This window comes from Streptomyces sp. NPDC049541, from assembly GCF_044465725.1.
GTDB lineage: Bacteria > Actinomycetota > Actinomycetes > Streptomycetales > Streptomycetaceae > Streptomyces.
Window position 1 is genome coordinate 121186 of record NZ_JBITLY010000009.1, and the last position, 23833, is coordinate 145018.

At 71.5% G+C, this 23833-nt stretch carries 23 protein-coding genes and 1 pseudogene; 12 read left to right on the top strand and 12 right to left on the bottom strand.

Annotated elements, in window-relative coordinates; genetic code table 11:
* Positions 1-35: 35 nt before the first annotated feature.
* Positions 36-620, top strand: coding sequence for an NADAR family protein (locus ACIBW9_RS30485; RefSeq protein ID WP_398960259.1), 585 nt, complete (start codon positions 36-38; stop codon positions 618-620).
* 652 nt (positions 621-1272) lie between these two features.
* Here ACIBW9_RS30485 and ACIBW9_RS30490 read toward each other — a convergent pair.
* The gene (locus ACIBW9_RS30490; RefSeq protein ID WP_398960260.1) at positions 1273-1971 is read right to left on the bottom strand and encodes a DUF4190 domain-containing protein; all 699 of its coding nucleotides are present in this window, start codon (positions 1969-1971) and stop codon (positions 1273-1275) included.
* A 109-nt stretch (positions 1972-2080) separates the two neighbouring features.
* Here ACIBW9_RS30490 and ACIBW9_RS30495 point away from each other — a divergent pair.
* Together ACIBW9_RS30495 and ACIBW9_RS30500 are read left to right on the top strand one after the other, a co-directional pair.
* Positions 2081-3237: pseudogene (locus ACIBW9_RS30495) on the top strand (adenosine deaminase); the annotation flags it as partial.
* 34 nt (positions 3238-3271) lie between these two features.
* On the top strand, positions 3272-3973 hold the full coding sequence (locus ACIBW9_RS30500) for a glycerophosphodiester phosphodiesterase (protein ID WP_398960261.1): 702 nt from the start codon (positions 3272-3274) through the stop codon (positions 3971-3973).
* Here the strand turns inward: ACIBW9_RS30500 and ACIBW9_RS30505 are convergent.
* A complete protein-coding gene (locus ACIBW9_RS30505) occupies positions 3962-5641 on the bottom strand; it encodes an RNA polymerase sigma factor (protein WP_398960262.1) in 1680 nt (559 codons plus the stop codon). The genes ACIBW9_RS30500 and ACIBW9_RS30505 overlap by 12 nt on opposite strands.
* A 353-nt stretch (positions 5642-5994) precedes the next feature.
* On the opposite strand from ACIBW9_RS30505, the gene ACIBW9_RS30510 reads away from it, so the two are divergent.
* Complete coding sequence (locus ACIBW9_RS30510) at positions 5995-7131, top strand: serine hydrolase domain-containing protein (RefSeq protein ID WP_398960263.1); 1137 nt, start codon at positions 5995-5997, stop codon at positions 7129-7131.
* Here the strand turns inward: ACIBW9_RS30510 and ACIBW9_RS30515 are convergent.
* The 5 genes from ACIBW9_RS30515 to ACIBW9_RS30535 all read right to left on the bottom strand — a co-directional run bounded on the left by ACIBW9_RS30515 (position 7110) and on the right by ACIBW9_RS30535 (position 9699).
* On the bottom strand, positions 7110-7634 hold the full coding sequence (locus ACIBW9_RS30515; protein WP_398960264.1) for a hypothetical protein: 525 nt from the start codon (positions 7632-7634) through the stop codon (positions 7110-7112). The two genes, ACIBW9_RS30510 and ACIBW9_RS30515, sit on opposite strands and share 22 nt — an antisense overlap.
* 46 nt (positions 7635-7680) lie before the next feature.
* The gene (locus tag ACIBW9_RS30520; protein WP_398960265.1) at positions 7681-8136 is read right to left on the bottom strand and encodes a hypothetical protein; all 456 of its coding nucleotides are present in this window, start codon (positions 8134-8136) and stop codon (positions 7681-7683) included.
* Complete coding sequence (locus ACIBW9_RS30525) at positions 8120-8611, bottom strand: RNA polymerase sigma factor (protein WP_398960266.1); 492 nt, start codon at positions 8609-8611, stop codon at positions 8120-8122. Before ACIBW9_RS30525 ends, ACIBW9_RS30520 begins: the two co-directional genes overlap by 17 nt.
* Before the next feature lie 99 nt (positions 8612-8710).
* A complete protein-coding gene (locus ACIBW9_RS30530) occupies positions 8711-9325 on the bottom strand; it encodes a class F sortase (protein ID WP_398960267.1) in 615 nt (204 codons plus the stop codon).
* Entirely contained in the window at positions 9322-9699 is a 378-nt protein-coding gene (locus tag ACIBW9_RS30535) for an LPXTG cell wall anchor domain-containing protein (protein ID WP_398960268.1), read from the bottom strand. Before ACIBW9_RS30535 ends, ACIBW9_RS30530 begins: the two co-directional genes overlap by 4 nt.
* 221 nt (positions 9700-9920) lie before the next feature.
* Between ACIBW9_RS30535 and ACIBW9_RS30540 the strand changes: the two genes are divergently transcribed.
* Positions 9921-10580 carry a YceI family protein gene (locus tag ACIBW9_RS30540; RefSeq protein ID WP_398960269.1) on the top strand — a complete coding sequence of 220 codons (660 nt, stop codon included), beginning with the start codon at positions 9921-9923 and terminating at the stop codon, positions 10578-10580.
* A 36-nt stretch (positions 10581-10616) separates the two neighbouring features.
* Here ACIBW9_RS30540 and ACIBW9_RS30545 read toward each other — a convergent pair whose 3' ends face one another.
* On the bottom strand, positions 10617-11807 hold the full coding sequence (locus ACIBW9_RS30545; protein ID WP_398960270.1) for a spermidine/putrescine ABC transporter substrate-binding protein: 1191 nt from the start codon (positions 11805-11807) through the stop codon (positions 10617-10619).
* A 138-nt stretch (positions 11808-11945) separates the two neighbouring features.
* Positions 11946-13385 (bottom strand): gamma-aminobutyraldehyde dehydrogenase, encoded by a 1440-nt coding sequence (locus ACIBW9_RS30550; RefSeq protein WP_398960271.1) that lies wholly within the window; start codon positions 13383-13385, stop codon positions 11946-11948.
* 176 nt (positions 13386-13561) lie between these two features.
* On the opposite strand from ACIBW9_RS30550, the gene ACIBW9_RS30555 reads away from it, so the two are divergent.
* From ACIBW9_RS30555 to ACIBW9_RS30585, 7 genes are all read left to right on the top strand, one after another.
* Positions 13562-14080 carry an Lrp/AsnC family transcriptional regulator gene (locus ACIBW9_RS30555; protein WP_389078908.1) on the top strand — a complete coding sequence of 173 codons (519 nt, stop codon included), beginning with the start codon at positions 13562-13564 and terminating at the stop codon, positions 14078-14080.
* Positions 14081-14099: 19 nt separating this feature from the next.
* Positions 14100-15464: an aspartate aminotransferase family protein gene (locus tag ACIBW9_RS30560; protein ID WP_398960272.1), complete on the top strand. Its 1365-nt coding sequence runs from the start codon at positions 14100-14102 to the stop codon at positions 15462-15464.
* A 198-nt stretch (positions 15465-15662) separates the two neighbouring features.
* Positions 15663-16403 (top strand): ABC transporter ATP-binding protein, encoded by a 741-nt coding sequence (locus ACIBW9_RS30565; RefSeq protein WP_398960273.1) that lies wholly within the window; start codon positions 15663-15665, stop codon positions 16401-16403.
* Positions 16385-17782, top strand: coding sequence for a hypothetical protein (locus ACIBW9_RS30570; RefSeq protein WP_398960274.1), 1398 nt, complete (start codon positions 16385-16387; stop codon positions 17780-17782). Before ACIBW9_RS30565 ends, ACIBW9_RS30570 begins: the two co-directional genes overlap by 19 nt.
* A gap of 97 nt (positions 17783-17879) precedes the next feature.
* On the top strand, positions 17880-18287 hold the full coding sequence (locus ACIBW9_RS30575) for a VOC family protein (RefSeq protein WP_398960275.1): 408 nt from the start codon (positions 17880-17882) through the stop codon (positions 18285-18287).
* Between the two features lie 38 nt (positions 18288-18325).
* Positions 18326-19447, top strand: a complete 1122-nt coding sequence (locus tag ACIBW9_RS30580) for an LOG family protein (RefSeq protein WP_398960276.1) — start codon at positions 18326-18328, stop codon at positions 19445-19447.
* Positions 19448-19618: 171 nt separating this feature from the next.
* Positions 19619-20305 (top strand): LAETG motif-containing sortase-dependent surface protein, encoded by a 687-nt coding sequence (locus ACIBW9_RS30585; protein WP_398960277.1) that lies wholly within the window; start codon positions 19619-19621, stop codon positions 20303-20305.
* Positions 20306-20367: 62 nt separating this feature from the next.
* Here ACIBW9_RS30585 and ACIBW9_RS30590 read toward each other — a convergent pair whose 3' ends face one another.
* From ACIBW9_RS30590 to ACIBW9_RS30600, 3 genes are read right to left on the bottom strand one after another with little or no spacing between them, the layout of a single operon-like run.
* The gene (locus ACIBW9_RS30590) at positions 20368-21156 is read right to left on the bottom strand and encodes a maleylpyruvate isomerase family mycothiol-dependent enzyme (RefSeq protein ID WP_398960278.1); all 789 of its coding nucleotides are present in this window, start codon (positions 21154-21156) and stop codon (positions 20368-20370) included.
* 24 nt (positions 21157-21180) lie between these two features.
* The gene (locus ACIBW9_RS30595) at positions 21181-22200 is read right to left on the bottom strand and encodes an ABC transporter ATP-binding protein (protein ID WP_398960279.1); all 1020 of its coding nucleotides are present in this window, start codon (positions 22198-22200) and stop codon (positions 21181-21183) included.
* Positions 22201-23802 carry an ABC transporter permease gene (locus ACIBW9_RS30600; RefSeq protein ID WP_398960467.1) on the bottom strand — a complete coding sequence of 534 codons (1602 nt, stop codon included), beginning with the start codon at positions 23800-23802 and terminating at the stop codon, positions 22201-22203.
* Between the last annotated feature and the right edge of the window lie 31 nt (positions 23803-23833).

Sequence of the window (23833 nt, forward strand, 5' to 3'; positions counted from 1 at the left end):
ACGGAGTGTCAGTGGTGGCTGCGAGACTCGCATGCATGGAAGAGATGACGGGGGAGTTCACCACCGGGAGGATCGGCTCGCGGGAGGCACTGGTCAGGGCGGTCAGCGCGGGGGCCCGGGTCAAGTACCTGCACTTCTGGGGCCACCGGGCGCGGGCGGACGGCCGGGTGGGGCCGAGCTGTCTGAGCCAGTGGTGGCCGTCCCCGTTCACGGTGGACGGGGTGGACTACGCGACCGCCGAACACTGGATGATGGCGGCCAAGGCGCGGCTGTTCGACGACCCGGAGGCCGAGCAGCGGGTGCTCTCCGCGGGCCATCCGTCGCAGGCCAAGAAGGCGGGGCGGCTGGTGCGCGGCTTCGACGAGGCGGCATGGCAGCGCGAGCGCTTCGGAATCGTGGTCGAAGGCAGCGTCCACAAGTTCGCCGCGCACACGGATCTGCGGGAGTTCCTGGTGAGCACGGGCGATCGGGTCCTGGTCGAGGCGAGCCCCGTGGACCGGGTGTGGGGCATAGGCCTCAGGGCGGACGACGAGGCGGCAACCGACCCGACCCGCTGGCGGGGCCCGAACCTGCTGGGCTTCGCCTTGATGGAGGCCCGGGAGCGACTGCGCGAGCAGTGAGCGGGCCGACCTGCACCCCGCCCGCGCCGGGGCGGGGGCCCAAGCTGGGGGCGAGGCGGGCGACCGGGCTGCACGGGCCACGGCAGGCGAGCGCCCGCGCGAGGCGAGCCGGACCAGGCAGGCGGGACGAGACGGGTCAGGCAGTCCGCCGGACCAGGCCAGAGGGACGAGCCGGGCCGGACCGGACGAGACGAGCCAAGCCGAGAGAGGCAGGCGGGCGACGCGAGCCGGACCCGGTCGGCGGGTCCAGCCGGGCCGGACGAGGCAGCCGAGCCGAGCGGGCGACCGGACGACACGAGCCACGCCAGGCGGGCGCGCGACCGGACCAGGCAGGCGGGACGAGAGGGACTCGGCAGGCCGCCGGACCAGGCCAGAGCAGCGCCGAACCAGCCGAGCCGAGCGGGCGACCGGACGACACGAGCCAAGCCAGGCGCGCCAGGCGGGCAGCCGAGCGGCACTTGCCAAGCCGGGCCGGGCGAACGGGCGAACTAGCCAGGGGAGGCAGCCGGGCAACACTGGCCAAGCCGAGCCGGGCAAGCGGACGGGCGGCGAGCGGACGACACGAGCCAGGCCAGGCGCGCCAGACCCGGCCGGTGGGACGAGGCGGGTCGGCGGGCGAGGCAGGGGGACTGGACGGGCCGAATCGGGTGGGTCAGGTGCCGGTCACCTGTGGGGCCGACAGCGTGGGGGCGGAGTTGTAGGAGGGGCCCTCGTCCACGTTGTTCCGCTCGTTGTGCACGGTGGCGACGAGCGCGATGATCATCAGGGTCATCGTGGCGATGCCGAGGACGATCCCGACGATGCCCGTGATGAAGCCCGCCTGGGCCTGGCCGCGGTTGTTGGCCTCGCCCCGGTCCGCCCGCCGCTTCCCCTTGACGCCGAAGACGACCGCGAGGACACCGAGGACCAGGGAGACGATGCCGTAGAGGCAGAACAGGCAGCAGGACAGGATGCCCAGCACCATCGCCGCGGTGCCCATGCCGTTCTGCGGGTACGGCTGCATACCGGGCCAGCCGTAGCCCTGCGGGTAGGCGGGGTAGCCGTATCCGCCGGGTGCCGCCGGGCCCTGCGGGCCGAAGCCGGGGCCGGTCGGCGCTATCGGCGGGGGCGGTACGGCGGACTCGGACCAGCCGCCGGGGGCGCCGAACCCGGGCGGGGCGAAGCCGTCGCCCGGCAGGGACGTCACCGTGGCCTGGTCGTGCACCTGCGGCGGCTGCTGGTCCTGCGGGAGGGGCTGCTGCCCGGCCGCGGCCGGCTGCCCGCCCTTCTCCAGCGAGGTCTTGTGCTCGGGCGGCGCCCACGGGTCGTGGTCTGCTCCTGCGCCCCCGCGCGGCTGTATCTGGTCCGCCACGTCCCTGTCCCCCTCGGTCGACCGTCACGCCATCGTAAAGCCTCGTCGTGGCGGCTTTGCCGCCTGCCCCGGCACCGGCTTCCCCTCCGGCGGCACCCCCGCCCCGGACCCGGCCTACGATGATCCCGATCCACCGATCAGCCGATCACCCGCGTCCCGCTCGGGCCAGCCGCCCCGGGGCGCCGTTCCGGGGAGGAACCCTTGACCCAGCACCTGGGCGCTTTCGCCGCCGCGCCGCGCGACCTGCACACCTTCATCGCCGGACTGCCCAAGGCCGAACTGCATGTGCACCACGTCGGCTCCGCCTCCCCCCGGATCGTCTCGGAGCTCGCCGCCCGGCACCCCGACTCCAAGGTGCCCACCGACCCCGAGGCCCTGGTCGACTACTTCACCTTCACAGACTTCGCGCACTTCATCGAGGTGTACCTGTCCGTCGTGGACCTCATCCGCACCCCGGAGGACGTACGGCTGCTGACGTACGAGGTGGCCCGGGACCTGGCCCGGCAGCAGGTGCGCTACGCCGAGCTGACCGTCACCCCGTGGTCCTCCACCCGCCGCAACATCGAAGAGCGCGCCTTCATGGACGCCATCGAGGACGCCCGCAAGGCGGCGGAGGCCGAGTTCGGGACGGTGCTGCGCTGGTGCTTCGACATCCCCGGCGAGGCAGGTCTCGAGGCCGCCGAGGAGACGACGCGGCTCGCCACCGACGACCGGCTGCGGCCGGAGGGGCTGGTGTCGTTCGGGCTCGGCGGGCCCGAGATCGGGGTGGCGCGACCGCAGTTCAAGCCGTATTTCGACCGGGCGATCGCGGCGGGGCTGCGCTCCGTGCCGCACGCCGGCGAGACCACAGGACCGGAGACGGTGTGGGACGCGCTCACCCATCTGCGGGCCGAGCGCATCGGGCACGGCACCAACTCCTTCCAGGACCCGAAGCTCCTCGCGCACCTCGCCGAGCACCGGATCCCGCTGGAGGTCTGCCCGACCTCCAACATCGCCACCCGCGCGGTCCGCAGCCTCGACGAGCACCCGATCAAGGAGTTCGTGAAGGCCGGGATCGTCGTCACGATCAACTCCGACGATCCGCCGATGTTCGGCACCGACCTCAACAACGAGTACGCCGTCGCCGCCCGCCTGTTGAACCTCGACGCAGAGGGCATCGCCGCGCTCGCCAAGAGCGCCGTCGACGCCTCCTTCCTCGACGAGGCCGGCAAGGCCGCGATCCAGGACGAGATCGACTCCTACACCTCGGCCTGGCTCGCCCCCTGACCCCCTTCGGCAGGACGACCTCCACAATGGGGCCATGCAGAACGTGACCGCCGTGGCCCATCGCGGCGACCCCTACCGCGTCCGCGAGAACACGATCGACTCGCTGCGTTCCGCGCTCCGGCAGGGCGCGGACGCGGTCGAGATCGACGTACGGCTCACCAAGGACGGCGTGCCCGTGCTGCTGCACGACGAGACGCTGAAACGGCTGTGGGAGCACGAGCGGCCGCTGCGCTCGCTGTCCGCGGCCGAGGTGCGCGGCCTCACCGACGGCGGGGTGCCGACACTCACCGAGGCGCTCGCCGCCACCGACGGCACCCGGCTGATGCTGGACCTGCCGGGGCTGCGGGACGAGCGGTCGGCGCGCCGCATCGTGGACGCCGTGCGGGAGGCGGGGGCGGCCGACCGCGTGTACTACACCGCCGACGCCACCGCGATGCTCGCCGTCCGCGCCGCCGACACATCCGCCGAGATCGCGCTGACCTGCACCAGTCTGGCGCCGCCGCGCCCCGCGCTGCTCGCGGCGGTGAAGCCGCGCTGGCTCAACTACCGCTTCTCCCTGGTGGATCGCGACCTGGCCGCCCGGGTCCACCACGACGGGTATCTGCTGTCGGTCTGGACCCCGGACACCCGCCGCTCCATGCGCCGCCTCATCGGCCTCGGCGTCGACTCGATCACGACCAACCGGGTCGACGTCCTGTGCGCCCTGCGGGGCGGCGGCGGACGGCTACACCCGTGAGCGCTGGGCCACCGTCGCCGGGTCGGACGGGGTCGCGCGGGTGACGTACTGCGGGACCGGGGTGTCGTCCTTGCCGGTGTCGCGGACCAGGCCGTACCGGATCGCCCCCTGGGCGGGGCCGGTGGTGATGTCCTTCTCGACGGCGTCCCAAGTGGTCGGGGAGACGTACAGGTTGTAGTCGGCGCCGCGTTCGTTCACGGTGAGCGTGACGCTGCCGTCGACGTAGAAGTACTCGTTCTGCCACATCTGCTGGGTGCCGGGCGGCAGGACGTCGAAGCCGGTGGCCTTGCTGCCCATGCCGGTGGCCGTGAGGTCGGTGCTGCTGACACGGTCGTCCATACGGCGGCCGCCGCCCGAGGCCACGTGGAAGAGCCTGCCCTTCAGGCCGGTCCAGCTCGGCGGGACCAGGGCGCCGGGCCGGTACTGCGGTGCGATCTGCCAGCGGACCTGGACATAGCCCTGGCCGGTGAGCGTCACGCTGTCGCCGCGGTGGTTCAGCTGGGCGTGCGCTCCGCCGGTGCTCGTGATGCCGGACGCGGGCCGGTGCGGGAGGGCGGCGGGCGGTCTGTCCGGAGCGGGCGCCGTGTCGACGGCGTCGACGACGCTGCCGTAGAGCGCGGGCTTCTGCTTCGTCCTCGTCGCCGAGGGGGACGGGGAGGGCGTGGGCGGGGCGGACGGGGGCGGAGGGCGGTGGGTGCTCGACGCCGTGGGGGTGCCGGAGGCGCGCGGGGGCGGGGTGTGCGGGGTCTGGGTGACGACGTAGGCGCCGCCCGCGACGATGGTCGCGCTCGCCGTGACGGCGACGGCGGGCTTGGTCAGGACGCCGAGCACCTTGGCGGACCAGCCGACCGAGCCGGCGGCCACGGTCGTCTTGCCGCCGAGGGCCAGGGAGAGCGTGAAGCCGACCGGGACCGGTACGAGCGCGATGCCGGCCAGCAGCCGCTCCGCCGGTACGACCGACTCGCGGGCGTCGCCGCAGTAGGCGCAGCCCCTGATGTGCCGGGCCAGCCGCTTGCGCCAGACCGAGTCGGGCCGCCCGTCCCAGCGGCCGGTCAGCTCCCGCAACTCCGGGCACGCCCCGTCCAGCGCGCGCACGATCCCGCGGGAGGTCTCCAGGCGCTCCTTCATCCGCTGGACGCGTACGGCGGCGTGCTGCCGGCTGACACCGACGGCCGCGGCCAGCTCCCGCCGGGTCAGCTCGCCCGCGACCTCCAGCCACCACAGCGACAGCAGCTGCCGGTCCTCGTCGTCCAGCCAGCGCACCGCCTCCGCGACCTCGCGCCGCTGCCCCTCCAACTGCAGCCGCAGCACGGTGAGTTCCGCGAAGTCGGTGGCCTCCCGGGCGGCGCCCTCGTCCAGTTGCCGGGGGGACCTGCGGCGCGCCCGGTCCCGTATCTGCCGCATGGCGATCGCCATCAGCCAGGACCGGAAGCTGTCCGGGTCACGGAGCGAGCCGAGGTTGTCGACGGCGCGCAGCATGGTCTCCTGGACGACGTCGTCGACGTCGGCATGGCCGTTCAGGGCCCGCCCGACGACGTTGTAGACCAGCGGCAGCCAGCCCGCGACGAGATCGTCCAGCGCTTGCCGGTCACCGGCCTGTGCCGCCGCGATGGTGGAGCGCCACTGATGCCCGGCCCTCTCGTCCACGTCCGTCCTCTCCCGGGTCATATGCCGCCGGACCGCACCTTCTCAGCCGTACCGGGGGTGCCGGCTATGTCGGGGATCACAGTGGGCGCCGGGTGCGGGCGGGGCATGTGGGGCTCCCGGGTGTGGGGGGAATGGGGGACGCGAGAGGAGACGCGGTGGAGAGGGGCGGGATAACACTTTTTCGGCGAGCCGCGCCCGACGGGCCGGTGACCGTCAGTGCCCGTAAGGGTGATCCCCCGCAACGCCCGCACTCCGTAAGGGACTTGCTCCGGGACCGGTCAGGGATTCATGCCCTCCTCAACGACGATCCGTGCCGCCTCCGCCACCCCGAGGATGATCTACGACCCCTGCCACCGAGCCCTCAGGAGCAGCCGATGCGCGCCCGCACCTCGACGATCCTCGCCGCCTCCCTCGTCCTCGCCCTGACCGCCGGTCCGCTGGCCGCGCCCGCGTTCGCCGCGACCGCGCCAGGCTCCGTGTCCGCCCCCGCCGCCACCGGCCCCGACACCGACGCCCTGCGTGCCGCCATCGCGGGGCTGCCCGACACGGACGCGACCTCCGCGGCCATCCGCGTCGGCGGCAACGGGACGTGGCACGGCACGTCCGGCGTGCGGGACGTCGGGACCGGGGCACCGGCGCTGGAGAACGGGCGCTTCCGGGCCGGTTCCGTGACGAAGGTGGTCACCGCGGCGATCGTGCTGCAACTGGCCGCGGAGGGCCGTATCCACCTGGACGGCACCGTGCAGCAGTATCTCCCCGGCCTTCTCACCGAGGAGTTCGAGCCCGTCACCGTACGGGAGTTGCTGAACTACACCAGCGGTCTGCAGTCGGGCGCCTCCCTCGGGGACACGGTCGAGGACGGGTACCCGCACCGTTTTGAGACGCTGACCCCGCGGCAGGTCGTGGCGGCCTCCGTCGCCAAGGGGCCGGCGTACGCACCCGGCACACGGCAGGACTACGACAACATCCACTACACGGTCCTCGGCATGCTCATCGAGAAGGTGACCGGCGACTCGCACGCGCACCAGGCCGCGGTACGGATCTTCCGGCCGCTCGGCATGCGGGACAGCTCGTTCCCCGTCGGCGCCGACCCCCGCATCCACGGTCCGCACAACCGCGGGTACGACTGGATCGACGGCAGGCTGGTGGACGTGACCGACTGGAACATGTCCGACCGGTTCGCGGCCGGGGACCTGATTTCCACGACCGCCGATCTGCAGCGACTGCTGGTGGGGCTGTTCCGTGGCAGGGTCGTGCCCGAGCCGCAGCTCAGGGAGATGTTCACGCTTCCCGACGTGCCCGGCGCACGGTACGCGGCGGCGCTGGAGCGGTTCGAGCTGAACGGCAAGGTGATCTGGGGCAAGACCGGCTCGCGGCCCGGCTACGCCACGGTGATCGCCGCCACCCCCGACCTCTCCCGCACCCTGGTCTACTCGGTCACCTCGACCGACGCCAAGGGCGACGGCCAGGGGACCGCCGAGCGTTTCGCCTACCCCGCCTTCAACCGCTGAGACGCCCCCACACCCAGCCCCTCCAGCCGCTTGATCTTCTTCCGTACGACGTACAGCGGGAGCACCCCGAAGACCCCGAACGACATGTCGATCACCGACCACCAGAAGGGGATTCCCCGGAGCGGTCCGCAGATCAGGGCGAGCGGAATGATGCCGGCGCAGGCGATCATCGCGAACTCGACGACCCAGATGTTGCGGACCGGGTCGCGGTAGGGGCCGTAGAAGGCGACGGCGATGACGAGGTGGGCGAAGGCGAGCCAGTCCGTGCCGTAGAGCAGGAAGGGGTAGTCGGCGTCGGCGGTGTCGAGTCCGTGCCGGACGCGCTCGATCCAGTCCATGAGGGCGGGGACGTGGTCCGGGACGGACAGCGCCCTCAGCAGGTCCTCGGTCCAGCGCAGTTCGTGGACCAGGGGGAAGGCCGTGGCGCCGCTGAGCACCAGGCAGACGACGAAGAAGGCCAGCCAGGCGCGGATGCCCTTCAGCAGGGCGGCTCTGTCGCTCATGGCAGCAGCGTACGCCGTTGTTGAACGTGTTCAAAACCGCTGTCGGTCATCTGCTGGAGGGGATGGCACCTCCGGTACGGGCCGACTGCGCGAACGTCGGCACGGAGCTTGCCGACGGCTGGGCGGTGCGGGGGGTCGAGGGACGGTGGGGGACGGTGGAGGGGCTGTCGCTGGGAGTGGGAGTGTCCGGGGCCGGGGCCGGGGCCGTCGTCGAGGGCGGCAGCGTCGAGGGGCTGCTCGCGGGCGGCGGGGCGAGCGGGACCACCGGGGAGGCCGGGCCGTCGGAGGCGGTCAGATGCAGGGGCAGCGCTACGAGAACGGCGACACCGCAGGTCAGGGCCGCTCCGGCGGCCGCGCGCAGAAGACGGCGGCGGGAGGCACCTCGGCGGATCTCCTCGTAGCGGCCGGGGGGTGCGCCGAGATACTCCGCGGGAGGCCGCAGGAGAACGGTGAGCGGGTCCTCGGGGTCGAAGTCCGGGCCCTCGTCAGAGTGTGTGATCAAGGCTTCTCCTCAGGTGGGCGCGGAGCAGTTCGCGGGCCGTGTGGAGGTCGGCCTTGACGGTTCCTTCCTTGCGTCCGGTCAGCACGGACACCTCCCGGATCGGCATGTCAGCGTAGTAGTGCAGCAGGATCGGGACGCGCAGTCGTTCCGGGAGGGACTGCACGAGCAGCCGTACCGAGGGGTCCGTCTGTTCGGGATGCGGGGCCACCGCGGCCTCCGAGGTCGCCCGGCGCACGGCTCTGCGTTCGCGCTCCAGCTTGCGCCAGTGGTCGCGGACGAGGTTGGCCGCGGTGACGTAGAGGAAGCCGCGCGGCTCCGCGACGGACGTCCAGCGGGCCCAGAGCCGGGTGAACGCCTCCGAGGCGATCTCGTGCGCCGTCTCGTCGTCGTCGACCAGCCGGCGACACCAGCCGGCGAGACGCGGATAGAGGGCGGCGAACAGCTCGGACGCGGCCTTCTCACGGGACCGTTTCAACGTTCTCCAGGGTCGTGGGGGCACTGGTAGGGGCGCTTGTGGAGGAAGACCCCGAGCCGGCGGCGTACGTTCCGCCGGCCCGGGTTCCGGGTGGCCGGGTCAGGGGCCGGCGGAGCTCAGCGTCGCGAAGACGATCACGTTGTCGAGGTAGCCGTCACCGGTCCGCTTGCCGCCGCAGGTGATGAGCCGCAGCTCCGGCCGGTTCACGTTCCCGTAGACCTCGGCCGACGGGAAGTGGGCCTTGGCCACCGTGCGGACTTCGGTCACGGCGAACACCGCAGCCGTGCCGTTCTCCAGGCGCGTCACGATCTTCTCGCCCCGGTGCAGCTCCCCCAGGCGCCGGAAGACTCCGTCCCCGTAGGCGCCGACCGTGACATGGCCGAGGATCACCGACGGACCGGTCTGGCCCGGCGTCGGGGAGTGCTCGTACCAGCCCGCCCGGTCGTGCGCCGCGATCGGCGGCACCTGCACGCTGCCGTCCGCCGCCAGGCCCAGCTTCATCACCGGGGTGTCCACCCCGATGGCCGGTATCCGGAGCCCGACCGGGATCGATCGCCCCACCGCGGACACCGACTTGGCGGACTTGGCCGGGGGCGGCGCGGAGGCGGACGGCGGGCTCGCGGAGGTCCCGGTCGTGGCGCCGGGGCCGCCGCAGGCGACGAGCAGCGCGGCCAGCGCCATGACGGCGAGGGCGCGCCCGGAGCGCGGGCTCATGCCCCGTTCGCCTGCCGGCGGCGTACGAGGAACACGGCACCGCCGCCGAGGACGACGGCCGCGGCGGCGCCCCCGCCGACCAGCGCACCCGTGTGGGAGGAGTCCGAAGTCGTCGGCGGCACACCGGTGTTGGGCGCACCGCTCGGCACGACGGAGACCTGGCCCGAGGACGGCACCCGGGTCGGAGCCGCGCTCGGCACGTCACTCGGCGCGGTACTGGCGCTGGGACGCGCACTGGGAGCGGAGGTGGGCGCCTGGCTGGCGCTGGGGACGGGGCTCGGGCTCGTCTTCGCCCCGTCGGCGAACGCGGGCACCGCGCCCGCCAGCACGGCGGTGCACGCAAGTGCCATGGCACTGAGGCCGGTTCGGCGCATGAATCGCTCTCTTTCGTCGGTTCCGCCCGGTGGTCGACCGGCGGGCTGTGTGACTGATCGAGCGGAGAGACGAGGCAGCGCGGAGGCCGGTTGTAAAGAGATGGCAAAGCCGCTCGGGGGTGTGGGATCCGGCCTTTTGATCGGGGAATCGGTGACGACCGTGTGCGCGGGTCTTGAAGGTGTCTTGCGGCCGTTCTTGTCATGACGTAGGTACGTGAATCATGAACCTGTTCACCCGTGCTGCGTCTCTGCGCCGCCCGGCTCCCCCCACCGCCCCGCAACACCCCCTCGGACCCCCCGCGTTCGCCCCCACAGCGAACCGTGCGGATCCCGCTCTCGCGGCGCTGACCGGAGAGTGGCTGATCGACCCGGCACACAGCCGCATCGGCTTCTCCGTCCGCCATGCCATGGTGACCACCGTGCGCGGGTCATTCACCGAGTACCAGAGCCGGCTCTACTTCGACGGCCGCGATCCCTCCCGCTCCCGCGCCGAGATCGTCCTGTCCACGGCGTCCGTCGACACCGGCGTGGAACAGCGCGACGCGCACCTGGTCGGCCGTGACTTCCTGGACGCGGCGAACCATCCGCGGATGCGCTTCGTCAGTACGACGGTGCAGCTCGTGGAGCCCGACGTCTACCGCATGAACGGCGAGCTCACCATCAAGGACATCACGCGCCCCGTCGACCTGGAGCTCACCTACATCGGGCATGTCGTCGACGCGTTCGGGGACGAGCGGGTGGGTTTCGACGGCACGACCACCATCAACCGCTCCCAATGGGGCCTGACATACAGCCAGAAACTGGCGGAGGGCGGCGCCATGGTGAGCGAGAAGGTGCGCCTCCAGTTCGACATCGCAGCCATCCGAACGCTGCCCGCCTGACCGGCGGGCGGTGCCGCTGCCGCCCGCCCCCGCGCCTCACAACCCCACGATCTTGTTCCACCGCTTCGCGAACTCCACCCGCTCCGTCGACGTGATGTCCCGGGCGATCACGAGCCGTTTGCGCATCTCGGCGTCCGGGAAGATCAGCGGGTTCTCGGCGAGGGCCGCGGTGTCCTTGTCCTTGGCGGCCGCGAGGACGTGCTGGGCGGCGGGGACGGGGCAGACGTAGTTCACCCAGGCGGCGAGTTCGGCGGCGACCTCGGGCGCGTAGTAGTAGTCGACGAGCCGCTCGGCGTTCCTTTTGTGCGCCGCGCGGTCCGGGATCATCAGGGAGTCGGCCCACAGCTCCGCGCCCTCCTCGGGCACGACGAAGCGGATGTGCGGGTTGTCGGCCTGGAGCTGGATGACGTCACCGGAGTACGCCTGGCAGGCCAGGACGTCGCCGCTGACCAGGTCCTTGGTGTAGTCGTTGCCGGTGAAGCGACGGATGTGGCCCCGCGCGACGTACTTCTCGACCTGGTCGCAGACCTTGTGGAAGTCGGCCGCCGTCCACCTGGTGATGTCGACGCCGTCGCCCTGCATCAGCAGCGCGAAGGCCTCGTCCAGGCCGGACAGCAGGGTCACCCGCCCCTTGAGGTCGCCCGCCCACAGGTCCGAGACATGGCGGATCTCGCGGCCGAGCCTGCGGCGGTCGTACGCGATGCCGGTGATGCCCGACTGCCACGGCACCGAGTACCTGCGGCCCTGGTCGAAGGCGGGCGAACGCAGCTGCGGGTCGAGGTACTCGGCCACGTTCGGCTGCCTGGCCCGGTCCATCTCCTGGACCCATCCGAGCCGCACGAACCGCGCGCACATCCAGTCGCTCATGACGATCAGATCGCGGCCCGTGCGCTGATGGTTCATCAGGGCGGGGCTGATCTTGCCGAAGAACTCGTCGTTGTCGTTGATCTCCTCGGTGTACTCGACGGAGATCCCCGTGCGCTTCTCGAAGGCCTCCAGCGTGGGCCGCCGGTTCGGGTTGTCGTCGTCGGTGTCGATGTACAGCGGCCAGTTCGCCCAGGTCAGCCGCTTGTCACGGGCGGACAGATCGGCGCCGGCACGCTCGCCCGGCCGCACATACGCGGCGGGCACCCCGCAGCCGGCCAGGCCGCCGAGCACCGCACCACCACCCAGCGCGCGCAGCAGGGACCGACGGGAGGGGGCGGAGGTCTTCGGCGTGAGGGGCATGGGCGCAGCATGCCGTCCCTGCCTGTACGCCGACAATCGACGCAGCGTCGAGTACGCCCTCACCCGCCGGACACCCTGTCGAACGGCGCGGCCCCGGACGGTGGTTGATCCGTCCGGGGCCGCGTCACGGGGTGGGGACTAGGCGTCCAGCGAGGTCATCACGTGCTTGATCCGCGTGTAGTCCTCGAACCCGTACCCCGACAGGTCCTTGCCGTAGCCGGACTTCTTGAACCCGCCGTGCGGCATCTCCGCGACCAGCGGGATGTGCGTGTTGATCCACACGCAGCCGAAGTCCAGCTTCTTCGACATCCGCATCGCACGGCCGTGGTCCTTGGTCCACACCGAGGAGGCGAGCGCGTACTCGACGCCGTTGGCCCACTCCACGGCCTGGTCCTCGTCCGTGAAGGACTGGACGGTGATGACGGGACCGAAGACCTCCTTCTGGATGATCTCGTCGTCCTGCTTCAGCCCGGAGACCACGGTCGGCGCGTAGAAGTAGCCCTTGTCGCCGACCTGGTGGCCGCCGGCCTCGACCTTGGCGTGCGCGGGCAGCCGCTCGATGAAACCGGCCACCTGCTTGAGCTGGTTGGGGTTGTTGAGCGGGCCGAACAGCACGTCCTCGTCGTCCGGCTGCCCGGTCTTCGTCTCGGCGGCCGCCTTGGCGAGCGCGGCGACGAACTCGTCGTGGATGCCCTCCTGCACGAGGACGCGGGTGGCCGCCGTACAGTCCTGGCCGGCGTTGAAGAAGCCCGCGACGGAGATGTCCTCCACGGCCTTGGCGATGTCGGTGTCCTCGAAGACGACGACCGGCGCCTTGCCGCCCAGCTCCAGGTGGACCCGCTTGAGGTCCTTGGACGCCGACTCGGCGACCGACATGCCCGCCCGCACCGAGCCGGTGATGGAGGCCATCGCCGGGGTGGGGTGCTCGACCATCAGCCGGCCGGTGTCACGGTCGCCGGTGATGACGTTGAAGACGCCCTTGGGCAGGATCGACCCGATGATGTCGGCGATCAGGACGGTGGACGCCGGGGTGGTGTCCGACGGCTTCAGCACGACCGTGTTGCCCGCCGCGATCGCCGGCGCGAACTTCCACACGGCCATCATCATCGGGTAGTTCCACGGCGCGACCTGCGCGCAGACGCCGACCGGCTCACGGCGGATGATGGACGTCATCCCGTCCATGTACTCACCGGCGGAGCGGCCCTCCAGCATCCGGGCCGCGCCCGCGAAGAAGCGGATCTGGTCGACCATCGGGGGGATCTCCTCGGACCGCGTGAGCCCGATCGGCTTGCCGGTGTTCTCCACCTCGGCCGCGATGAGTTCCTCGGCCCGCTCCTCGAACGCGTCCGCGATCTTCAGCAGGGCCTTCTGGCGCTCGGCGGGGGTGGTGTCGCGCCAGCCCGGGAAGGCGGCGGCGGCCGCGGCCATGGCGGCATCCACATCCGCCTGGCCCGACAGCGGCGCGGTCGCGTACGCCTCGCCCGTCGCGGGGTTGACCACCTCGGTGGTCCGTCCGTCGGCGGCGTCCCGGAACTCACCGTCGATGTAGTTGCGCAGACGACGCAGCTCGGTGCTCACTGCCGGCCCTCCAAGTTCGAGTGGATCCAACGTGTCCATTGAATGAGACACCCACACTAATCCGATCGCCCACGTTTTCAACACCCCCAGTCGCACCAAGGCTGCGAAATCCGCAGGTCTCGCTCATGTAAACAACGAATTTCATCGGTCTGCCCTTGCGGAACCGTCGAGACGTCGTGCACAGTGAGGTCGTGGCCAGTCGAAGCGCAGAGCAAAGGGACTCGTCCCGCGAGTCCAGGAACGGCAGTCCCCATCTGGACGCCGTCTCCCTCGCCATCATCGAACAGCTCCAGGAGGACGGCCGCCGGCCGTACGCCGCGATCGGCAAGGCCGTGGGCCTGTCCGAGGCGGCCGTGCGCCAGCGCGTCCAGAAGCTGCTCGACCAGGGAGTGATGCAGATCGTCGCCGTCACGGACCCGCTCACCGTGGGCTTCCGCCGGCAGGCGATGGTCGGCGTCAACGTCGAGGGCGACGTGGAGAAGATCGCCGAAGCGCTGACTGACATGTCGGAAGTCGAGTACGTGGTGATGACCGCGGGCTCGTTCGACATCCTCGCCGAGATCGTCTGCGAGGACGACGACCACCTGCTGGACGTCATCAACAAACGCATCCGGGCGCTGCCCGGCGTGCGCTCCACCGAAAGCTTCGTCTATCTGAAGCTGAAGAAGCAGACATACATGTGGGGAACCCGATAACCGTGAGGACCCGATAACCGTGAGCTCCAAGGACCTCAGCAAGACCGCGTACGACCACCTGTGGATGCACTTCACCCGCATGTCCTCGTACGAGAACTCCCCCGTGCCGACGATCGTGCGCGGCGAGGGCACCTACATCTACGACGACAAGGGCAAGCGCTACCTCGACGGTCTCGCGGGCCTGTTCGTGGTCCAGGCCGGTCACGGCCGCACGGAGCTGGCCGAGACCGCCTTCAAGCAGGCGCAGGAGCTGGCGTTCTTCCCGGTGTGGTCCTACGCCCACCCGAAGGCCGTGGAGCTGGCCGAGCGTCTCGCCGACCAGGCCCCGGGCGACCTGAACAAGGTCTTCTTCACGACCGGCGGCGGCGAGGCGGTCGAGACCGCCTGGAAGCTGGCCAAGCAGTACTTCAAGCTGGTCGGCAAGCCCACCAAGTACAAGGTCATCTCCCGCGCGGTCGCCTACCACGGCACCCCGCAGGGCGCCCTGTCGATCACCGGCCTGCCGGGCTTGAAGGCCCCCTTCGAGCCGCTGGTCCCGGGCGCGCACAAGGTCCCGAACACCAACATCTACCGCGCGCCGATCTACGGCGACGACCCGGAGGCCTTCGGCCGCTGGGCCGCCGACCAGATCGAGCAGCAGATCCTCTTCGAGGGCCCGGACACGGTCGCCGCGGTCTTCCTGGAGCCGGTGCAGAACGCGGGCGGCTGCTTCCCGCCGCCGCCCGGGTACTTCCAGCGGGTGCGCGAGATCTGCGACCAGTACGACGTGCTGCTGGTCTCGGACGAGGTCATCTGCGCCTTCGGCCGCCTGGGCACCACCTTCGCCTGCGACAAGTTCGGCTACGTCCCGGACATGATCACCTGCGCCAAGGGCATGACCTCGGGCTACTCCCCGATCGGCGCCTGCATCGTCTCCGATCGCCTGGCCGAGCCGTTCTACAAGGGCGACAACACCTTCCTGCACGGCTACACCTTCGGCGGCCACCCGGTCTCGGCCGCGGTCGGCCTCGCCAACCTCGACCTGTTCGAGCGCGAGGGCCTCAACCAGCACGTGCTCGACAACGAGGGCGCCTTCCTCTCCACCCTGCAGAAGCTGCACGACCTGCCGATCGTCGGCGACGTCCGCGGCAACGGCTTCTTCTACGGCATCGAGCTCGTGAAGGACAAGGCCACCAAGGAGTCCTTCAACGACGAGGAGACCGAGCGCGTCCTGTACGGCTTCCTCTCCAAGGCCCTCTTCGACAACGGCCTGTACTGCCGTGCCGACGACCGCGGCGACCCGGTGATCCAGCTCGCCCCGCCGCTGATCTCCAACCAGGAGACCTTCGACGAGATCGAGCAGATCCTGCGCGCCACCCTGACGGAGGCCTGGACGAAGCTCTGACCTCCCGGCGGTTCAGCCGTTTATACGGCCCGGGGTGCACCCGTTCGAGTGAGAAGGGTGCATGCCGGGCCGCGTGCTGTCCGGCGTCGGCGCCACCGCTCCTTAGCGTGCCTGGTAACCGATCGGCCCTGTCCTCGTTCCCCCGCACGGGGGAACAAAGATCACGGGAACCACAGATCCGAACCGAGGTGTACGCCCATGGAGGCCCCGCCGGACAACGACGTGCTCTGGGCACGCTCACTGCATTTCCAGCACAGTGACGGCTCGCCCGCGCTCAGCGGCGTCTCGTTCGGTGTCCGGGAGGGCGAGATCCTCGCCGTCAGCGGCCCCCGGGGCAGCGGGAAGACGACCCTGCTGCGCTGTCTGTCCGGTCTGGTGACGGCCCAACGGGGCGAGGTCTGGTTCAACAGCGTGCCGGTGCACACCATGTCCCAGCCGGCCCGGGAGCGGCTGCGCCGCGACCGCTTCGGCTGGATCGACCCGGCCCCCGTGCTCGTACCCGAACTGAACGCCTGGGAGAACGCCGCCCTCCCGCTGATGCTCCGCGGCACCAGCCGCGAGCGCGCCAGGACGGCCGCCCTGGAGTGGCTGGAACGCCTCGACGTCGGCGACCTGTCCCGTCGGCGCCCGCACGAGATGAAGCAGGCCGAGCGGCAGCGCGTGACGATCGCCCGGGCCCTGGCCCTGGGTCCCACAGTCCTGTTCGCCGACGAGCCCACGGCCCCCCTGCACCGCGCCGACCGCGCCCACGTCCTGCGCACCCTCACCACGGCGGCCCGCTCGCACGGCATCACGGTCGTCGTCGCCACCCACGACCAGGAGACCGCGGCCATCGCCGACCGCACGCTGTCGCTGCTGGACGGCCGCTGCGTGAACACGGTCCACCTGCCGCCGGTGGCCGAGACGGAAGGCCGGGCCCCGTGCTCGCTCTCCGTCTGACCCGCGGCGCCCACCCGGCCGTACAACTGCGCCGCCTCCTGGTGGCGGTGGCCTCGGCCGGCACGGGCTTCCTGCTGCTGTGCGCCCTCGGTTACGCGATGAGCCACCCGGGCAACCCCGGCGGCTCGGCCCTCCGTCTCGCCTGGTGCCTGACTCCCCTCGCCGCCACCGCGCACTTCGCGGTCGCGGTGGCCCGCACGGACCCGGGCACGAAACCCCGCAGCGGCCTCTCGGCCATCGGTCTGGGCCCCTTCCGCCTGATGGCGGTGTCGGCCACGACGACGGCCTTGTCCTGCACGCTCGGCTCGCTGCTGGCCCTGCTCGTCTTCCTCGACCTCCGGGGCGACCTCACGGGCGCCCCCTTCGACGGCGCGGCCTCGGTGTTCCTCGCCGCCGACCAGCCACTGCCCGTCCCCGCGGCCCTCACCCTGCTCGCGCTGGTCCCGGCGACCGCGTCGGCAGCGGTGGCGCTGGTCCTCCTCCCCCGGGACGCGCGGCCGGCCGCGGCGCGGGCGGTGGCACGGCACTACGGCCGCTTCGGGGCATACGGCCGGACGGTGGCACGGGAGACCTTCGGGACGTACGGCCGCTTCGGCGCACGCTCCCGTACCCGGCCCACGGACAGTCGTACCGGCGGCGCGGCTGGTGAGCCGAAGACAGGCGGCACCCCGCACGCGCGGGCAAGCGAACCCACCCCCACGACACCGCCTACCGGCGACGACTCGGCCGCTGCTCAGCCGAACCCCGTCGCTGATCACTCCCCCGCACCCAGCACCGCCCCCGCGGGCCTCCCCTGGGGCGTCTCCGTCCTCACCGCGGGCCTGGCCGTGCAGGCCTACGCCACCCGTGCCTCGGCCACCCCCGCCCCCCGCCTCCCCGGCGGCCTTGCCGTCGGCGCCCCCGCGGTCCTGCTCGGCTGGGTGCTCACCACCCTCGGCCTCGCGGTCGCCGGCCCCGGCCTCGCGCATCTGTGCGGCCGGCTCCTCCAGGCGGGGCGCCCCGGCGCCCTCCGGCTGCTGTCCGGTCGGGTCCTCATGGAGGAGGCCACCCGCATCGGCCGCCCCCTCGGCATCGTCTGCGCGGTCGCCTCCGGCACCTACGCCATGGCCGCCCTGTACGAGACGAGCACCCCCGTCTTCGGGCCGCTCACCACCCTCGGCACGCTCCTCGTGTCCGGCTGCACCGTCGCCACGCTGCTCACCGCGGCCGTGGAGGCCAAGCACGCCCGGGCCGACACCACGGCAGCGCTGCTGCGCCTCGGCGCCCCCGCCACGATGCTGCGCAGCGCCGCCGCCCTGCGCGTGGGCGCACTGCTCGCCCTGTTCGTCCCGCTGACCCTGATCGTGGCGGAGCTCGCGGCCCTGCCACTGGCCCGCTGAAAATTCGTACGACCAGTTTTCCCGCGAGCCGATGAGTTCCGCGCGGGCCCCCGGTCTACCCCTGCGAACAGCACGCATCCGATGGGAGAGACCGCACATGTACCAGCAGATGATCTTCGTGAACCTGGCCACCGACGACGTCGAGGCGTCGAAGAAGTTCTTCACGGAGCTCGGCTACACGATCAACCCGCAGTTCAGCGGCGACGACTGTGCCTGTGTCGTGATCAGCGACACCATCGTCACGATGTTGCTCAGCAAGCAGCGCTACGCGGACTTCACGAAGAAGGAGATCGCGGACTCGACGAAGACCAGCGAGGTGCTGATCTGTCTGAGCGCAGAGAGCCGCGAGAAGGTCGACGAGCTGGTGGGCAAGGCGGTCGCGGCCGGCGGCACCGCAAACGACGACGTCCAGGACCACGGCTACATGTACGGCCGTTCCTTCGACGACCTCGACGGCCACAGCTGGGAGGTCGTGTGGATGGACCCGGCGGCGGTCCAGGGCTGACCGGAAACCTGGGGGAACGGCGTGCCTAGCATGGGCCCGTGCAGACGAGCCCGGCCCATGCGGCCCACCACGACGAGCGTGAGATCGAGACGCTGGAGGACTTCGACGCGACGGTGTCGGCCCGCGGCACCCTCGCCGGCTACCGCGTACAGGCCGTCGATCTGACGGACCGTACAAGGGAGTTGCTCACCACCGACACCGCCGAGGCGGTCTTCCTCGGCTGCCCGATGCGGGAGGAGGCGGCGACGAAGGTCCGCGCCGACGGGGCACTGGTCTTCCCGCCGGTCCCGCATCTGCCCTTCGATCCGTACCGCGGGCACCTGTACACGCCCGACGAGCTGTTCGCCTCGCTGGAGAAGGGGTACGAGCAGACACCGGACGCCCTGGCCTACGCCTGGTTCCAGCGCACCAAGGCCGACGGCGACATATTCGCCTCGATGCTGCGTGCCGTGCATGACGACTCCATCTCCGACGCCCTCGACGAACTGCTGCGCGGCGCACGGGTGGTGGGTGTGATGGGCGGCCATGCGATGGCGCGCGGAACGGACGCGTACGCCGGGGCGGCGCGCCTCGGCCGGGAGCTGAGCCGCGCCGGTTTCGTGGTCGCGACCGGCGGCGGGCCGGGCGCCATGGAAGCGGCGAACCTTGGCGCGTACGCGGCGCCGTACGAGGACGGCATGCTGGAGGAGGCCTGCCAACTCCTCGCGAAGTCACCGTCGTTCGTGCCCTCGATCACCGAGTGGGCCCGCGCCGCCTTCGAGGTGCGCACCCGCTGGCCGAAGGGCAACCACTCCATCGGCATCCCCACCTGGTTCTACGGCCATGAGCCGCCGAACCCCTTCGCCTCCCACATCGCCAAGTACTTCGCCAACGCCACCCGCGAGGACGGCCTGCTGGCCCGCTCGAACGCGGGTGTGGTCTTCCTGCCGGGCGCCGCCGGGACCGTACAGGAGATCTTCGACAACGCGACGCCCAACTACTACGAGTCGCGCGGCGAACCGACGCCCATGGTGCTCGTCGACCACACGCACTGGACGGAGCACCTGCCGGCCTGGCCCCTCTTGCAGTCACTCGCCCGGGAACGCTCGATGGAGTCCCGTATCGCCCTCGTTGACCGGATCGAGGAGGCTCCGGCGGCGCTGAAACGTCTCGGCGGTTAATAAGAGTGTAAAGCCAACGACCCTGGCACGCGTGTGCATTGACACTACTTATCGAACGCTTATAAACCTTTGAGTCTCCTGGGGAGTGTGAGGCTTCACCTCCACTGTCGCTTCACGTCCCTCCCGGCCAGGACTCCCCCGCCGCAGTTGCACCTCCCGTGAAGGGCAAACGTGTCCATATCTCGCCGTACCGCACGTCGTTCCGTGCAGATCCTGGGCGTCGCCGCCGCGTCCTCCGCGCTCGCCCTGAGCGCCGCGGGCTCCGCGCTCGCCTGCAACATCAATGAGTTCTCCGCCGAAGCCAAGTGCGAAGGCGGCAAGGGCAGCATCGTCGTCACCGACGTGGACGCCTCCGGCACCCCGGCCACCATCACCGTGTTCCTGAAGGGCCCCGCCGGCAACGAGACTCCGGTCGGCCAGGCGCAGGAGATCAAGGGTTCGGCGAAGGGGGCGACTGTCTCCTTCGACGACGACTGGAAGGCGAACGCGACCTACCGGGTCCACGTCGTGGTCGACAGCCGCGGGATCAACATCGACAAGGACATCCCGCTGCTGACCACCCCGGCCGAGGGCTGCGCGAAGGACGAGTCGACCCCGCCTGCGACCCCGTCGCCGTCGGAGTCCGCCTCGACCCCGGCCGAGTCCCCGAGCCCGACCCCGTCGGCCTCTGACAGCACCCCCCCGGCGGACACCTCGTCCAACGCCCCGTCCCCGGCAGCCGGTGACTCCAACCTCGCCGAGACCGGTGCGAACTCCAACACCGGCCTGATCGCCGGTATCGCGGGCGCGCTGGTCGTGGTCGGCGGCGGCGCCGTCTTCTTCGGCATGCGCCGTCGTGGGGCGAACAGCAGCCGCTGACGCCTCCCGCAGAACAACATCGCGGCCCGTCCCCGTATCCCCGGGGGACGGGCCGCGGTCGTTCACCCGAAGCTCGCCCGCTCCAGCCAGAACTCCAGCAGCTTGCGGTCGCCGAGAATCTCCAACTCGGGACTGTCCAGGGGCAGTCGGCGGTAGAAGGCGAGCAGCAGCGAGGTGAGCGGTCCGCGCAGGGCGACGGCTGCCTTCTCGTGGCCGCGGCGCCAGGCGAAGCCGTCCTCAGTGCCCTCGATCACCCACTCGGCATTCGACTCGGGCGTGGTGTCGGTGGCGTGGAGGTGAATGCTTTCTCCGGCGCCGACCGGCGCTTCCTTCCTTTCCTCCTGCCCCACCCACCCCACGATCTCCAGCCACTCGTCGATCGCGTCCGCGGCGATCTCGGGGACCACTTCGTACGGCAGCCCCGCGGCAAGCGTGGCGTCGGCACGGTGCACGGTGATCTCGTGGGCCATGCGGCGGGCCCAGAAGCCTGCGGTCCGGGACCCGGCCCAGCCCCACACCTTCGCGTCGGGCCCGGCCTCGCGCAGAGCGCCCACGGCCAGCTCGCCGGCCTCCGCCAGCCAGGCGTCGAGGGCGGCGGCGTCACCCGGGGTCTCGGGGCCGTCGCCGCGCGGTACGTCCTCGTCGGGGATGTTCTCCTGTGCCCGGGTGCGCACCAGCGTCCCGGACCAGCGCAGGGCTCCGCCCATGTGCAGGACGAGCATCTCCAGGGTCCAGTCCGGGCAGGTCGGCACGGTCGCGGTCAGATCGGCGCCGCTCGTCACCACCGCCCTCAACTGCTCCACCTGGTGGGCGATTTCCTCGCAGTAGCGATCATGCTCAAGAAGTGTCATCCCGCGCACCCTAGACGGGATGCCTCAACCGAGCACCACGATTTCCGCCGCGTCGAACTCCACCCCGACCGCGTCCCCGACCTCCGGCGCCTCCCGCAGCGCCACCGCCGCCTCCAGCCGCGGCGCCTCCTCCGGCTGCACCTGTACGGCGACATGAGTGCCCTTGAAGGTGCGGGCGGCCACGGTGCAGCGCAGGCCCTCGTCGGCGGGGACGAGCCGGACGCCGGCGGGCCGCACGAGCAGTGTGCGGGTGCCCTGCGGGGCGTCCTGGGGCACCGGCAGCTTGCCCCAGGGGGTGTCCGCGGCCTCTCCGCCCACCATGCCCTCGACCACGTTGTCGAAGCCGAGGAAGCGGGCCACGAACTCGTCCGCGGGACGCTGCCACACCTCCAACGGCGTACCGGACTGGGCGATCCTGCCGTCACGCATCACCACGACCCGGTCGGCGAGCGCGAAGGCCTCGCCCTGGTCGTGCGTCACGGCGAGCACCGTGGTCCCCAACTGCCCGAAGAGTTCCCGGAGTTCGACGACGAGGCGCTCCCGCAGCGAGCGGTCGAGCTGACCGAGCGGCTCGTCCAGCATCAGCAGCCGCGGGCTGGGCGCGAGCGCACGGGCGAGTGCGACGCGCTGCTGCTCACCTCCGGAGAGCGAGGCGACGGCGCGGCGTGCGGCGCCCGGCAGCCCGACGAGTTCGAGCAACTTCCGTACTCGCTCGTCCTGTTGAGGGCGCGTGGCGCCGTGCATCCGCAGCCCGAAGGCGACGTTGCCGCCCACGTCCCGCTGCGGGAACAGCTGATGGTCCTGGAACATCAGGCCCACCTCCCGCTTGTGCGCGGGCACCCCCGTCTGGTCGCGTCCGTCGAGCAGCACCCGCCCGGAGGACAGGGGCTGGAGCCCGGCAACCGCCCTCAGGAGCGTCGACTTGCCGCTGCCGCTGGGCCCGAGCACGCACACGATCTCGTGTTCGGCGACATCGAGGCCGACGGCGTCGAGCACGGCCCGCCCGCCGAACCGCACGGTCGCGTCCTCAAGACTCAGCAGCATCTAGAACTCCCCGCTCCGGTCGGTGCGCAGCCGCTCGAGGACCAGCAGCGCCACCGCGCACACCACCATCAGAATCGTCGAAAGGGCCATCGCCTGGCCGTAGTTGAGATCACCCGGTCGGCCGAGCAGCCGCGCCACCGCGACCGGCAGCGTCGGATTGTCCGGCCGCGCGATGAACACGGTCGCCCCGAACTCCCCCAGGGACACCGCGAACGCGAACCCGGCCGCGACCAGCAGCGCCCGCCGCACCATCGGCAGATCGACCTCCCGCCACACCCGCCACGGCGACGCCCCGAGCACGGCCGCCGCCTCCCTGAGCCGCGCGTCCACGGCACGCAGCACGGGCAGCATGGTCCGTACGACGAAGGGGGCGCCCACCAGCGCCTGCGCGAGCGGCACCAGAATCCACGAACTGCGCAGATCGAGCGGGGGCTTGTCCAGCGCGATCAGGAACCCGAAGCCGACCGTCACGGCGGAGACCCCCAGCGGCAGCATCAGCAACGCGTCGAAGCCACGGACCAGCCGTCCCGCGTCCCGCCGCGCGAGCGCCGCGGCGGCCAGACCGCCGATCGCCACGGCGATGGCGGTCGCGGCGAGGGCGTACTGGAGCGAGTTGCCGACGGCCTGGATCGGCGGCACGAGGAAGGTCCCGCCGTCGTCATGGGTCAGGGCCCGGTAGTAGCCGAAGCCGGAGGCACCGAGGGACCGCTGCACCAGCACGGCCAGCGGCAGGACGAGCAGCACGGCGACGGTGCCGAGGACCCCGGCCAGCAGCGCCCACTGCCCGGCCCCGCGCGGCCGTCGCGCCGTGATGTTCGCGTCCACGAGCCGCAGGGCGCTCTCCCGCCGCCGTACGGTCCAGGCGTGCACGACGAGGATCGCGCCGACGGCGACGAACTGGACGATCGTGAGCACGGCGGCGGTGGACAGGTCGAAGATCTCCGAGGTCTGCCGGTAGATCTCCACCTCGAGGGTGGAGAAGGTCGGGCCGCCGAGGATCTGCACCACGCCGAAGGAGGTGAAGGTGAACAGGAAGACCATCAGCGCGGCGGCGGCGACGGCGGGCCCGAGCGCCGGCAGTGTCACCTTCCGCCAGGCCCTGAACGGCGAGGCGCCCAGCATCCGCGCCGCCTCCTCCTGCCGTGGGTCGAGCTGCCCCCACAGGCCGCCGACGGTCCGTACGACCACGGCGTAGTTGAAGAAGACATGCGCCAGCAGGATGGCCCACACGGTGGTGTCCAGCCGTACGCCCCACAGCTCGTCGAGCAGTCCCCCGCGCCCGACCAGCGCCAGGAACGCCGTACCGACGACGACCGTCGGCAGCACGAAGGGGACGGTGACGACGGCCCGCAGCACCTGCTTGCCGGGGAAGTCGAGGCGCGCGAAGACATACGCGCCGGGGAGCGCGACCAGGAGCGTGAGCGCGGTGGAGGCGAGCGCCTGCCAGGTGGTGAACCACAGGACGTGCCGGATGTCGGACTGCGTGACGACGTCCACGATCCGCCCGAACTGCCACACCCCGTCCACCTTGAGCCCGCGCGCCACGATCGCGGCGACGGGCCAGGCGAAGAAGACGGCGAAGAACGCGACCGGCACGGCCATCAGACCGAGCCGCACCGCGCTCCCCGTCCGC